Here is a 13,624-nt window from a genome sequence, read left to right as displayed (position 1 = left end):
TGTACGAACTTGAAAGGCCGGTCACAGACCGGCCTTTTTCGTTGAATACTACTGTCAAATTTAACTGTTGTGCGCCTTAACCGCCCCAGATCACCTTCACGTAATTCTGGGTTTCCGCGTAAGGCGGAATTCCGCCGTGTTTCTCAACGGCCTTGGGACCTGCATTGTAAGCCGCCAGCGCCAAAGGCCACGACTTGAACTTGCGGTATTGCCACGACAGATACCGCGCGCCGCCTTCCAAGTTCTGCTTGGGGTCATGGGGGTTTACACCCAAAAGCTGGGCCGTCTGCGGCATCAGCTGCGCCAGACCAAGGGCCCCTTTGTGAGACTTCGCTGCGGGGTTCCAGCCACTTTCCTGCTGCACCAGACGCAAAAACAACTCTTCCGGGATGTTGTGTTGGCGGGCGGCTTGGCGGGCAAGCTTCAGGTATTCTCCACGGTACTTCCCAGTATAACGCTTGTCGAAACGCCCTTGCGCCACTTTCGGCTTAAGCCGCTCAGACCCGCGATACTGCGTCGCCGCGCGTGAGTCCAACACCTTGGATTGTTTGAGGAAAATGTCTTTTCTATTCTTGGTAGACAGTGTCTGGGCCTGCACCGGGGCCGTGGTCAGCAGCAGACACACACCGACAAAACCTAAAACCAAAGACCGCATAAATGCCTATCCTGCCCGATCCGAAAACAAGCGGAGTATATGGTCCCGCCGCCTGAATTAAAAGCGTGCAGAACGGGGCAAGCAGATTCTTGTCCGACACTGTGTCATCAACGTGTTTTCACCCTGATGCAGGCCGTATAGGGTCTCTGGCATATTCAGCGCCAGATTCGGCGCATGCAGATCAATACAGAACGGGGAACTACATGGCGGGTTCAGTTAACAAGGTCATTCTGATCGGCAATCTTGGTGCCGACCCTGAGGTGCGGTCGTTCCAGAATGGCGGGAAAGTGTGCAACCTGCGCGTTGCAACATCCGAGACATGGAAAGATCGCAACACCGGTGAACGCCGGGACCGCACGCAATGGCATCAGGTCGCCATCTTTTCTGAACCGCTGGTTCGGGTGGCAGAACAATACCTGCGCAAAGGCAGCAAGGTTTACATCGAAGGCCAGCTTGAAACCCGCAAGTGGCAGGATCAGTCGGGCCAGGATCGATACACGACCGAAGTTGCCCTGCGTCCCTATCGCAGCGAACTGACGATGCTGGACAGCCGCGGCGAAGGCAGTGGCGGCGGCTATGGTGGCGGTCAGTCGGGCGGCTATAGCGGTGGTCAGGCCGGTGGCGGCTATGGCGATCCTTATGGCGCACCGTCCAGCTCTCCTGCCCCCGCATCCGGCGGAATCGACGACGACGAGATTCCGTTCTAAACGAAACGGAGACACAATATGGCATGGTCCTTCGCTCTCGGCCGACTTCTCGGGTCCGAACTGAGGGTCCATGTCACCTTTTTCCTGTTGTTGGCCTGGGTCGGATTTGCGGCCTATTCCAGCGGAGGTTGGCACGCCGCGATCGAGAACCTGATCTTCGTGCTGGCCCTGTTTGCCTGCGTCGTGGCGCATGAGTTCGGCCACGCCCTGATGGCGCGCCGCTTTGGCATCAAAACCCCTGACATCACCCTTCTGCCTATCGGCGGTCTGGCCCGGCTAGAGCGTATGCCGGAAAAACCGATGCAAGAGGTCTGGGTTGCCCTCGCCGGTCCGGCCGTGAACGTCGTGATCTGGTTGGGTCTGGTGGGGTTTGGCGCCGGAATGCCCTTTGAGACGATCAGCCAGATCGATTCCGCAAATATCGGGATGCTGGACCGTCTCGCCTATATCAATCTTCTGCTAGCCGCGTTCAACATGATCCCCGCCTTCCCTATGGATGGAGGTCGCGTTTTCCGGGCCCTCCTCTGCCTTCGTCTGGACCGCGTTACAGCCACGCGCGTCGCGGCGCTGAGCGGTCAGATGCTTGCCGTTGGGCTTGGGTTTTATGGACTCAGCTCGGGCAATCCGATCCTCGTCGTGATTGCGGTTTTTGTGTTCTTCGCGGCCAATGCGGAAAGTCAGGATGTGGCGCTTCGCTCGGCCACGCGGCATGTTTTGGCGCGCGACGCAATGATTACAGAATTCCACGCGCTATCGCCTCAGGACACATTGAATACAGCCGCACAGGCCGTGATCCATACAACGCAACATGAGTTTCCGGTTCTGGACGACAAAGGCCACCTGCAGGGCTTCGTAACCCGAGATCACTTGTTCAAGGCGCTGGCGGGCGATCACCCACGCTCTGACCCCGCCGTTTCGATCATGGAGCGTAACATCCCGCAGGTCGGCTTGACCGCCGGATTGGCAAAGGTTCTGGACGGGTTGCACAAAGGCGCGCCGGCGGTCGCCGTGATCAATCGCACCGGGCTTATGATCGGCTATATCACCCGTGAAAACATCGGTGAGTTGATGGTTATCCGAGGGCGCTGATCGCCTTCGTCAGACGGATGCCAACGCGTCTTCCAGCACCGACAGAACGGCCTCACGCGGGACATCCGAGGTGACAAAGGCCTGACCGATCCCTCGCGCCAAAATGAAACGCAACTGACCGTCGATCACCTTTTTGTCCTGCGCCATCAGGTCTACCAAGGCCTCGGCTCCGGGAAGATCACCTGGAATATCAGCCAGATCGGTTTTCATCCCCATAGCCTTCAGATGCGCCCGCACTCGGCTTGGGTCTTCCTGCGAACACAGGCCCAGTCGTGCCGACAATTCAAAGGCCAGCGCGCAGCCGATGGCAACGCCTTCGCCATGCAGCAGCCGGTCGGAATACCCCGTCGCGGCCTCCAACGCGTGGCAGAACGTGTGCCCGAGGTTCAAAAGCGCGCGATCGCCCTGCTCGGTCTCGTCGCGTGCGACAATGTCAGCTTTCATCTGAACCGAGCGTGTCACGGCACGCACCCGCGCGGCCATATCGCCTGAGGAGACCTTGGTCCCATTACCTTCAAGCCATTCGAAGAAATCGGCGTCGCCCAGCAGCCCGTATTTGACCACCTCTCCGTAGCCCGACAGGAAATCGCGCTGGGTCATGTTGCCCAGAACCGAGGTATCGGCCAGCACCAAGGAGGGTTGATGAAACGCTCCGATCAGGTTTTTGCCCTGCGGCGCGTTGATCCCGGTTTTGCCACCAACCGAGCTGTCGACCTGCGCCAGCAACGAGGTCGGGATCTGAACAAAACGCACGCCACGGCGCAGCACAGCGGCAGCGAAACCTGCGAGGTCCCCGATCACTCCTCCACCAAGGGCAATGACGATGTCCCGCCGCTCGACCTTTTCGGCCAGAAGCCATTCAACCGCGCGCTCAAAATGCGGCCAGCTTTTGGTCGCCTCACCCGCGGGCAAGGCGAGTGAGGACATCTCGATCCCCGCGGTCGCAAGCCCGTCGCGCAAGGCCTCAAGATGCAAAGCCGCGACGTTCTCGTCAGTCAGAACCGCCACTTTCGGACGGTGCAGCATAGGCGCGATCCGACCGCCAGCTTGCGCCAGCAGGTCCGGGCCAATCTCGACGTCATACGAGCGTTCGCCCAATTCCACATGTACGGTTTGATGCATCTAATTTCGTTCCAAAACATCGGGTCGCGCCAACAGGGCGTCGACCACGCGGTCCACCATATTGTCGATCGAGGTCTCACCATCCGAGGCCACCGTCAGATCGGCCTCGGCATAGACCGGCACGCGCGCCTCGTACAGCGCCTTCAACGTCGCATAAGGGTCATCAGTCCTCAGCAACGGGCGCGTATCCTTGTGCCGCACCCGGTTCCACAACACATCCAGATCCGCCCGCAACCAGACCGAGGCACCCCGTTCGGTGATCATGTCGCGGTTGCCCTCCGACAAAAACGCACCGCCACCCGTCGATAGAATACCTTTCTGCTCATCCAGCAAGCGACCGATAACCTGTGTTTCCTTGGCGCGAAAAAACGGCTCTCCGTCCCGCTGGAAAATCTCAGGGATGGTCATGTTGGCGGCTGATTCGATCTCGGCGTCGCTATCGAGGAAAGGAACACCCAGCCGCGCGGCCAATGCGCGCCCCACAGCGGTCTTTCCGGCCCCCATCATGCCCACAAGAACAACGGTTTTGTGTAGATCAAACCCGCCATGTGTCGTTGCAACGTGAGTGTTATGCTTAATTTCGCTCATTTAACCGTGAATGACGTGATCTTAAGAAAAATGCCAGTTATAACTTGGTCAAAACCAAAAATTGAGGCAGCGTGGCGCCATGGGCCGTCTGATCAAGTTCCTGATATATATTGTTTGCCTGGCCTTCATCGGGCTGGTGGCCTACGCTTATGTAGGTCCATATTTCGGCGCCGATTTCTCGGCCCCGCAAAGCGAAATCCGCGAACCGGTCACGTTGGATGTCGATTAAGCATGTGTTGGTCGCGCTGTCTTTGGCCGGAGCAGCGCAGGCGCAGCAGCCGCTGACCGCTATTGATTGGCTGAACGACCCGCCCGAGAACCTGCCGGGCACGGTTCTGCTGGAGCCTCCGGTCGCGCAGAACGGAGGCCAACCCGCGGTTGAGGTCACGCCACTGGACGCGCTGTCGCAACCGATCGGTCTGGTGTCGTCGAGTGTAACCGGGCTGCCCGTCGACCTCTGGCATGGCAGTGACCCCGAGCGGATTTCCGAACTGATTGCTCGCATCCCGGTCAAGCACAACCCGGCCATGCAGCGCCTGCTGTTCACCCTTCTGCTGTCCGAAGCCCGCGCGCCCGGCGGTGCGTCTGGGGAGGAGACGCTTTTGCTGGCGCGTCTGGACCGACTGATGCAGCTCGGTGCGGCGGACCCGGCGCAGTCGCTGGTGCAACTCGCCGGTCCAACGGACACGCAGGCCAGATTTGAACGCTGGTTTGATGCAACGCTTTTGACTGGAGACGAAGATCGCAGCTGCACGGCGCTGATTGCCCAGCCAAACCTGTCCAAAGACTATGCGGCCCAGATCTTCTGCAAGGCCCGCCGGGGGGATTGGCCCTCTGCCGCTTTGACGCTTGAGGCCGCCCATGCGCTAGAGCTATTGCCGCCTGAGGAACTGGACCTGCTCGACCGTTTCCTCAACCCCGACATTTTTGAGGACGCGCCTTACCTGCCGCAGCCCGAGAAACCGGATCCGCTGAGCTTCAGGTTGTTTGAGGCCATTGGGGAGCGTTTGCCCTCGGCCCCTCTGCCGCGGGCCTTCGCCAATGCCGACCTGCGCGATGTGGCAGGCTGGAAGGCGCAGATCGAAGCCGCTGAACGCCTGACCCGCATTGGCGCGCTGACTCCGAACCAGTTGCTTGGTCTTTACACCGAGCGTTCTCCGGCAGCATCAGGTGCCGTTTGGGATCGGGTGGCCGCTGTGCAGCAGTTCGAGACCGCCCTTGAAACCGGCAATGTCGAGGCGATCAGCAAGACCCTCCCCCTCGTCTGGAAACAGATGCGTAGCGTCGGGCTTGAAGTGCCCTTTGCCGATCTCTTCGCCGAACGCCTCTATGGGGTCGAATTGCAGGGGGCCGATGTGGAAGCCCTGCGCTGGCGTATCCTGATGCTCTCGGATTTCTATGAACGCGCCGCGATGCAAGCGCCGGACACAGCGGTTGAGACGCAGTTCTTGGCAGCTTTGGCGCAGGGTGATCCGGGCCGCGCTGTTTCGCCGTCGCCCTTGGCTGATGCGGTCGCGCAAGGGTTCGCCTGGGCCGCGCCGGTACCGTCGGATATCAAGGCCTTTTTAGACAATGGCCAACTCGGCGAGGCGATTTTGGAGGCGATGCAGCTGTTTGCCCACGGTGCCCGCGGCAATCTGGTGGACATGACTGCAGCCATCGCCGCCTTCCGCCGTGTCGGGCTAGAGGAAACCGCCCGCCGCGCAGCACTTAACTTGCTGATCCTGAACGAGCGCGGATAATGAGCGGCCCGGCATCAGATGAGCTGTGGATTTCGACCTTTCTGCAGGCGCAGGCCGCCGAATTGGGCGCGGCCACTAACACTCTCTTGGCCTATGGTCGCGACCTGAAGGATTTCGCCACGTGGCTAGAGCATCGAAAAACAAGTTTCGAGCAAGCGGATCGTGATAGGATCGAAGCCTATCTGATCGACTGCGATGCGCAGGGCCTGTCCCGCGCGACCCGCGCACGGCGGTTGTCGGCGATCAAACAACTCTACCGGTTTGCGTTCGAAGAAGGCTGGCGCGAGGCCAACCCGGCCATTCAGATCAAAGGCCCGGGGCGCAAGAAGCAACTGCCCAAAACGCTGGACGTCCCCGAGGTCGACCGTCTGCTCGAGGCCGCTCGCCAGACTGGGCGCAGCCCGGCCGACCGTATCCGCAACACCTGCCTGATGGAGCTTCTTTACGCGACCGGTATGCGGGTGACTGAGCTGGTCTCCCTGCCCGTCTCATCCGCGCGCGGCGATCCCCGTATGTTGCTGGTTCTGGGCAAGGGCGGCAAGGAACGCATGGTCCCCTTGTCTCCTCCGGCCCGCGATGCGCTGGCCGTTTGGCTTGAAGAGCGGGACAAGGCCGAGGATGCAAGTGTTGAAAAAGGCGGTTCCCGTTCGAAGTTCCTGTTCCCGTCGCGCGGCAAATCCGGGCACTTGACCCGGCACAGGTTCTTTTTGCTGGTCAAAGAGCTGGCGGTTCAGGGCGGTGTCTCGCCCGAAAAGGTCACGCCGCACACGCTGCGCCATGCCTTCGCCACCCATCTGTTGGCAAACGGGGCCGACCTGCGATCAATCCAGACCCTACTGGGTCACGCAGACATCGCGACGACCGAGATCTACACCCACGTGCTGGATGAACGGCTGTCAGAACTGGTGCTGGAACATCACCCGTTGGCGAAAGGCAAGGGTAGCAAGGGCTAACCCCTTGATTGCAAGGGCGCGCATCCCCATAACGGGTGCAGAAACACGAACAACCAAGGACCGATGGAACCCACATCCTCTCTGATCGACGGCGCATTCTGGTTTACCACTGGCGCTATCCTGCTTTTGCTTGTCCTTTCGGGCTTTTTCTCAGGCTCAGAAACAGCGCTGACCGCATCGTCCCGAGGGAAGCTGAGGGCACAGGCTGACAAAGGCTCTCGCGGGGCGCAAAAGGCGCTCGATATCACCGATGACAATGAGAGGCTGATCGGCTCGGTCCTTCTAGGCAACAACTTGGTGAACATCCTCGCGGCCTCGTTGGCGACGGCCCTGTTCACCCGACTGTTCGGTGAAAGCGGCGTGGCGCTGGCCACGCTGGTCATGACCCTACTGGTTCTGATCTTTGCCGAGGTCCTTCCCAAGACCTACGCCATCACCAATTCGGAAAAAGCCGCCTCTGCCGTGGCCCCGATCATCAGCGTTGTCGTCACCGTGTTCTCGCCCATTGTGGCCGCGGTGCGCCTGTTGGTCCGCGGTGTGCTGCGTATTTTCGGAGTCCAGATCGACCCCGACAGCAACATCCTCGCCGTGCGCGAGGAAATCGCAGGCGCGTTGCAGCTGGGCCATTCCGAAGGCGTGGTCGAGAAAGAAGACCGCGACCGCATTCTGGGCGCGCTTGATCTGGGGGATCGCGCGGTTGAAGAGATCATGCTCCACCGCTCGAACATCGAAATGATCGACGCCGATGCGGAGCCGGATGCCATTCTGGAACAATGCCTGCAAAGCCGTCACACCCGCCTGCCCGTCTTCCGTGACGAGCCCGAGAACATCATAGGCGTGGTTCACGCCAAAGACCTGTTCCGCGCGATGTACGCGCAAGTCGGCGGATCCGAAAGCAACTCGGACCGTTTGGCAGGGTTCGACATCACCAAAGTCGCCAACGATCCCTATTTCGTGCCGGAAACCACCACTCTGGACGACCAGATGCGAGAGTTCTTGCGCATTCGCAGCCACTTTGCCCTTGTGGTCGACGAATACGGATCGCTGCGCGGCCTGATTACGCTCGAGGATATTCTCGAAGAAATCGTTGGTGAAATCGCCGACGAGTTCGACATCGAGGAAGAGGTTCCAGTCACCCGAACCGAGGACGGGCAGTTTCTGGTCGAAGGGGCCATGACCATCCGCGACGTCAACCGTGCCCTAGACTGGTCCCTGCCGGATGAAGAGGCGAACACCGTCGCTGGTCTTGTGATACATGAGGCGCAGATGATCCCCGTGGTCGGTCAGGTGTTTTCCTTCCACGGGTTCCGGTTCGAGGTTACCGCGCGCGAGGGCAACCGGGTGACGGAGCTGAAGATCAGACCTCTCTAAGCGCGGGGCGACATGCACGACATTTTTTGTCGTTTTTACACTTGCGCCCCCGGAGCCTCCGGTCAGACTTCCAGAAAATCTGGGAGTCTTTCATGAAACTGCAAACCCGCGTGGCGGTCATTGGGGGCGGCGTTGTTGGCTGCTCGGTTCTGTATCACCTGACCAAACTGGGGTGGTCCGACGTGATGCTGTTGGAACGGTCCGAGCTGACTTCGGGCTCGACCTGGCACGCGGCGGGCGGGTTTCACACGCTGAACGGCGACACCAACATGGCGGCGCTGCAGGGCTACACGATCCGCCTCTATAAGGAACTGGAAGAGATCACCGGCATGTCCTGCGGCTTGCACCATGTGGGGGGCGTGACGCTGGCGGACAACCAGGATCGGTTCGACATGCTGTTGGCCGAGCGCGCCAAGCACCGTTTCATGGGTTTGGAAACCGAAATCGTCGGCCCCGATGAGATCAAGAAGATTGCGCCCATCACCAACACCGACGGCATCATCGGTGCACTCTATGATCCGCTGGATGGGCACTTGGACCCATCGGGCACCACCCATGCCTATGCCAAGGCGGCCCGAATGGGTGGAGCCACGATCGAGAACCATTGCATGGTGCGCGAAACCAACCAACGCGCGGATGGCACCTGGGATGTGGTCACCGACAAGGGCACGATCCACGCCGAACATATCGTCAACGCGGGTGGTCTCTGGGCGCGTGAGGTCGGTGCAATGGCGGGTGTCTATTTCCCGCTACATCCGATGGAACATCAATATCTGGTCACCGACTCGATCCCTCAGATCGAGGCCATCATCGACGCGGGCGGAGAGCATCCGCATGTGATGGACCCTGCTGGAGAGAGCTATCTGCGGCAGGAAGGACGCGGGTTGTGCATCGGGTTCTACGAACAACCCTGCAAGCCTTGGGCCGTCGACGGAACGCCATGGGAGTTCGGGCATGAACTGCTGCCCGACGATTATGACAAGATCACCGACAGTATCGAGTTCGCCTATCGCCGCTTCCCGGTTCTGGCCGAGGCCGGGGTGAAATCGGTGATCCATGGCCCGTTCACATTTGCGCCGGACGGGAACCCTCTGGTCGGGCCGGTGCCCGGGATGCGCAACTATTGGTCTGCTTGCGGTGTCATGGCCGGATTCAGCCAGGGCGGCGGCGTTGGCCTGACGCTGGCGCAATGGATGATCGAAGGCGAGCCGGAGCGCGACGTCTTCGCCATGGACGTGGCCCGGTTCGGCGACTGGATCAGCCCGGGCTATACCCGCCCGAAGGTCATTGAGAACTATCAGAAACGGTTCAGCGTCGCCTACCCGAACGAGGAACTGCCCGCCGCGCGCCCCAATCGCACCACGCCAATGTATGACATCTTCAGCGATCTGGGCGCGGTGTGGGGTCAGCAATATGGGCTGGAGGTGCCGAATTATTTCGCGCAAGGCGACGAGCCGAGTTATGAAACCCCCTCGTTCCGGCGCTCGGACGCGTTTGACGCCACGGGGCGCGAAGTCCGCGCTGTCCGCGAAGGCGTAGGAATCAACGAGGTCCACAATTTCGGTAAGTATCGCATATCGGGCCCGAATGCCCGCGCGTGGCTGGATCGGATCATGGCGGGGCGCATCCCTCAGCCGGGCCGCGTCTCCCTGACCCCGATGCTGTCGCCCAAAGGTAAGCTGATCGGTGATTTTACCGTGTCTTGCCTGAGTGAGACTGACTTCCGCCTGACTGCCTCATACGGCAGCCAAGCCTACCACATGCGTTGGTTCCAGCAGAACGCAGCCGAGGGCGTCTCAATCAGCAATATCAGCGACCAGCTGAATGGCTTCCAAATTGCAGGCCCTAAGGCAACCGAGGTTCTGGTCGCTTGCACGCGCGAAGATGTCTCGACCCTCCGGTTCCTCGACGTGCGCCCGATGACGATCGGCATGACGGATTGCCTCGTGCAGCGGGTCAGTTACACCGGCGATCTGGGCTATGAGATCTATTGCGATCCGATGGCGCAACGACAGCTCTGGTGGACTTTGTGGGAGGCCGGACAGCCCCATGGAATGGTGCCTTTCGGCATGCGCGCCATGATGTCCCTGCGTCTGGACAAGTTCTTTGGCTCGTGGATGCGAGAGTTCTCTCCTGACTACACAGCGGCAGAAACGGGACTGGACCGGTTCATCTCTTTCGCCAAGTATACAGATTTCATTGGCCGCGCAACGGCCGAGGCCGAGCGGCATAGTGGTACGGCTCGCAAACTGGTCGCCTTCGAGGTCGAGGCTGAAGATGCGGATGTGAACGCTTACGAGCCGATCTGGCTGGACGGAGAGGTCGTCGGTTTTTGCACCTCAGGCGGCTATTCCCATTATGCCCAAACCTCCGTCGCGATAGGGTTCCTTCCGACGGACCGTATCAAGGACGGGCTGGAGGTTCAGATCGAAATTCTCGGCCAGATGCGGACCGCACGGGTGATCTCGACCCCCCTGTTTGATCCTGAGGGAGACCGAATGAGGGGCTGACAACGCTACAACCGGACGGCATGTTGCCCCTATGACAGAAATACCCACCATACTGCTTGCGGCAGGACAATCGCAGCGCATGCGCGGTGCAGATAAGCTGCTACAGGCGGTCGACGGCATGCCCCTTTTGCGGCGATCTACCATGACGGGCTTGGAGGTCGGACCGGTGATCGTTGCGCTTCCTCCCCGCCCTCATGCGCGCTACGACGCGCTGGACGGTTTGGATGTGCAGAAGGTCCCAATTGCGGATGCGGCAGAAGGCATGAACGCCAGCCTACGCGGTGCGCTGGCCCAGGTGGATGACGCTGCGCCGGCTGTCATGGTTTTGCTAGCGGATTTACCTGAGCTAACCTCGAACGACCTAAGAGCTGTGAAGGACGCGAGACGCGCCAATCCCGATAATCTGATCTGGCGCGGGGCCACGTCGGCTGGCAAACCCGGTCATCCAGTGATTTTTGATCGCCAGCTTTTTCCAGAACTTCGGAAGCTGACCGGAGATAAAGGCGCCCAATCCGTCATTCGCGCGCACAAGGACAAGGCTCACCTCACACGTCTTCCCGGCGACAATGCCCTGTTAGACCTCGACACACCCGAGGCATGGGCGGACTGGCTCAGAAAGCGAGGGTCGTAAACGAACACGACCCGGTCGTTAAAGACCGGGTCGTGTGCCCAAAACAGGACTACCACTTTCAGCAATCAATAAAGCTAAACCAAATCACCTATACAGGTGGTTAGGCGTACAGCAGCTAAAACCTAAACAAGACCCCCTCGTTAACATGCCACCAGCGCTTTAAGACTGAGCAAGCCACGGGCACCCCCTAGTGCCTTTGGCTCCCCCTCACTTGGGCATGTTTATATTTGCTGATCCGATCCTTCGAAACAACGTAAAATTAGAAGAAACGGTTAACTAGGGACGTCTCAGTTTGGTTTTTGGGCAACATTCCGTCGCGTCAAGATCAACCTTAAGGGGATTTCCGTTGGCAGAAGCATTGAAAACGGTCCGATTAAACGTGGTCTTATTCAATAATAACCATGTAATTGCAAGAATATAGTTTACATCGCCAGAATATTTTTCGGCTACCTTCTACTTTAGGTAGAGTGACTAAAAACGCCGCCAAACGATCCGCCGTTTGTTCATGCTCAATATTCAATTCAACCAAATTCAAAGTTTGACAGCCAATTCAGCAACAATCCTCCGATTCGCAGTGCGTCAGCAGGCCTGAATCCGCGAATCCCAACAGCGCTCCGCCGACACAGAACAATTGCTTTGTGGCAAAATTAAGTTTTCTTAATTCATCAGTCAGGAAAGACACAGATTGAAGGTTCATTTGCTGTTTCAACGCGCGCCTCAATTCGCGCGACGTGAACAGGAGACAAAAAATGAGCATCCGTAAATCCTCAGTACTTTTTCCGCGCAAATCCAGCTGGGTTGGCGCCAGTGCCTTAGGCGCAGCCCTTCTGGCCACAACGGCCCTGCCCTCGATGGCTGATGAAGCGCTGGCCGATCTGGTCGAGACGGTCTCGCCTTCGGTCGTGACCATTATTGCCGAACAGGACGCGGTCGCGACGCCTGCTCGGGGTCAGGACTTTGATCTGGAAAACCATCCCTTTGGTGAGTTCTTCAAAAGGTTCGGCGCGCCCGAAGGCTTCGACATGCCGAAGCGCGGTCCGTCCCAGGGTTTGGGCTCCGGCTTTGTACTGGATGCCGAGGGCTACATCGTCACCAATCATCACGTGGTCGACAATGCCTCGACCATCACAGTCCGTCTGAGCGACGACCGCACTTATGACGCCGAGGTCGTCGGCACCGACCCGTTAACCGATATCGCCGTCCTGAAGATCGAGCCTGAGGCTGAGCTGCAAGCGGTGACTCTGGGTGACAGCGACGTGATCCGTGTCGGTGAAGACGTCGTGGCCATCGGCAATCCCTTCGGTCTGAGTTCCACCGTCACCACCGGCATCGTGTCCGCCAAAGGGCGCAATATTTCGCAAGGACCATACGCCGAATTCATCCAAACCGATGCCGCCATCAACAAAGGCAATTCGGGTGGCCCACTTTTCAACATGGAGGGCGAGGTTATCGGCGTGAATTCAGCCATTTACTCGCCAAGCGGCGGTTCGGTCGGGTTGGGTTTCGCCGTCACCTCCAACATCGTGGATCACATCACGGCTGATCTGCGCGATGACGGGGAAATCAGCCGCGGTTGGCTGGGTGTTTCGATCCAGAATGTCAGCCCCGAGTTGGCGGCCGCACTGGGCATCGACGCTTCAACCGGCGCACTGGTGTCCGATGTCGTGACCGACAGCCCGGCGGATGGTGTGTTGCAGCAAGGCGATGTGATCCTGAGCTTCAACAATGAGCCCGTGGACAACAGCAGCGACCTGCCGATCCTTGTGGGCACCACCAAAGTGGGCACTGACAGCGTTCTGACCGTCCTTCGGGATGGCACCGAGCAGCAGATGGAGCTGACCATCGGCCAACACCAGACTGCATCTGCTCAGAACGACGCGCCCGTCGAGGCCAAGGTCTCGGGTACATCGCTCGGTGTCACCGTTGCCCCTCTGACCGAGGCCGCACGTGCCGAAATGGGTGTTGGCGAAGGGATCGATGGGGTTGTCGTGACCGATCTGAAGCCCGACAGCCCTGCCGCGAAGGCCGGACTGCAGCGCGGCGATGTGATCGTCAAGCTGGGCAGTCAGGAGACCGCATCGCCGGATGCCCTCAAGGCGGCTTTGGACAGCGAGAAGACCGACCCTGCCCTCGTGCTGATCAACCGCGGTGGCAACCAGATCTTCGTGGCGGTTGAAATCGTCTGACCTCAGGCCCGCGCGCGCCACATGATGGGGAGATCTGGTGCGCGCCTCCTGGCGGATTGGTTTGTCCGCA

General features: G+C 59.5%; 12 protein-coding genes. 9 read left to right on the top strand and 3 right to left on the bottom strand.

Annotation, left to right across the window (positions count from 1 at the left end; translation table 11 throughout):
* Positions 1-76: 76 nt before the first annotated feature.
* Positions 77-655, bottom strand: a complete 579-nt coding sequence (locus tag ACR0I8_RS07630) for a lytic transglycosylase domain-containing protein (protein ID WP_170660343.1) — start codon at positions 653-655, stop codon at positions 77-79.
* A 203-nt stretch (positions 656-858) separates the two neighbouring features.
* Here ACR0I8_RS07630 and ssb point away from each other — a divergent pair, with 203 nt between their 5' ends.
* Entirely contained in the window at positions 859-1,362 is a 504-nt protein-coding gene (ssb, locus tag ACR0I8_RS07625) for a single-stranded DNA-binding protein (protein ID WP_170677777.1), read from the top strand.
* Positions 1,363-1,380: 18 nt separating this feature from the next.
* Positions 1,381-2,451 carry a site-2 protease family protein gene (locus ACR0I8_RS07620; protein ID WP_170690044.1) on the top strand — a complete coding sequence of 357 codons (1,071 nt, stop codon included), beginning with the start codon at positions 1,381-1,383 and terminating at the stop codon, positions 2,449-2,451.
* A gap of 9 nt (positions 2,452-2,460) precedes the next feature.
* Here ACR0I8_RS07620 and aroB read toward each other — a convergent pair whose 3' ends face one another.
* On the bottom strand, positions 2,461-3,573 hold the full coding sequence (aroB, locus tag ACR0I8_RS07615; protein ID WP_170690042.1) for a 3-dehydroquinate synthase: 1,113 nt from the start codon (positions 3,571-3,573) through the stop codon (positions 2,461-2,463).
* Positions 3,574-4,161, bottom strand: a complete 588-nt coding sequence (locus ACR0I8_RS07610) for a shikimate kinase (RefSeq protein ID WP_170665268.1) — start codon at positions 4,159-4,161, stop codon at positions 3,574-3,576.
* Between the two features lie 79 nt (positions 4,162-4,240).
* Here ACR0I8_RS07610 and ACR0I8_RS07605 point away from each other — a divergent pair, with 79 nt between their 5' ends.
* The 7 genes from ACR0I8_RS07605 to ACR0I8_RS07575 all read left to right on the top strand — a co-directional run bounded on the left by ACR0I8_RS07605 (position 4,241) and on the right by ACR0I8_RS07575 (position 13,554).
* A complete protein-coding gene (locus tag ACR0I8_RS07605) occupies positions 4,241-4,390 on the top strand; it encodes a hypothetical protein (RefSeq protein ID WP_170376734.1) in 150 nt (49 codons plus the stop codon).
* Positions 4,380-5,903 carry a hypothetical protein gene (locus ACR0I8_RS07600; RefSeq protein ID WP_170690040.1) on the top strand — a complete coding sequence of 508 codons (1,524 nt, stop codon included), beginning with the start codon at positions 4,380-4,382 and terminating at the stop codon, positions 5,901-5,903. The genes ACR0I8_RS07605 and ACR0I8_RS07600 overlap by 11 nt, the downstream gene beginning before the upstream one ends.
* Positions 5,903-6,856 carry a tyrosine recombinase gene (locus ACR0I8_RS07595; protein ID WP_170690038.1) on the top strand — a complete coding sequence of 318 codons (954 nt, stop codon included), beginning with the start codon at positions 5,903-5,905 and terminating at the stop codon, positions 6,854-6,856. Before ACR0I8_RS07600 ends, ACR0I8_RS07595 begins: the two co-directional genes overlap by 1 nt.
* Before the next feature lie 63 nt (positions 6,857-6,919).
* A complete protein-coding gene (locus ACR0I8_RS07590; protein ID WP_170376728.1) occupies positions 6,920-8,227 on the top strand; it encodes an HlyC/CorC family transporter in 1,308 nt (435 codons plus the stop codon).
* A 92-nt stretch (positions 8,228-8,319) separates the two neighbouring features.
* Complete coding sequence (locus tag ACR0I8_RS07585) at positions 8,320-10,737, top strand: GcvT family protein (RefSeq protein WP_170690036.1); 2,418 nt, start codon at positions 8,320-8,322, stop codon at positions 10,735-10,737.
* Between the two features lie 31 nt (positions 10,738-10,768).
* Entirely contained in the window at positions 10,769-11,368 is a 600-nt protein-coding gene (locus ACR0I8_RS07580; protein WP_170690035.1) for a nucleotidyltransferase family protein, read from the top strand.
* Positions 11,369-12,117: 749 nt separating this feature from the next.
* Entirely contained in the window at positions 12,118-13,554 is a 1,437-nt protein-coding gene (locus ACR0I8_RS07575) for a Do family serine endopeptidase (RefSeq protein WP_170690033.1), read from the top strand.
* Positions 13,555-13,624: the final 70 nt, after the last annotated feature.

The sequence above is a fragment of the Ruegeria sp. BG9 genome, assembly GCF_056538305.1.
Note: the sequence above shows the minus strand (reverse complement) of the source record. Positions and strands in the feature narration are given on the sequence as shown.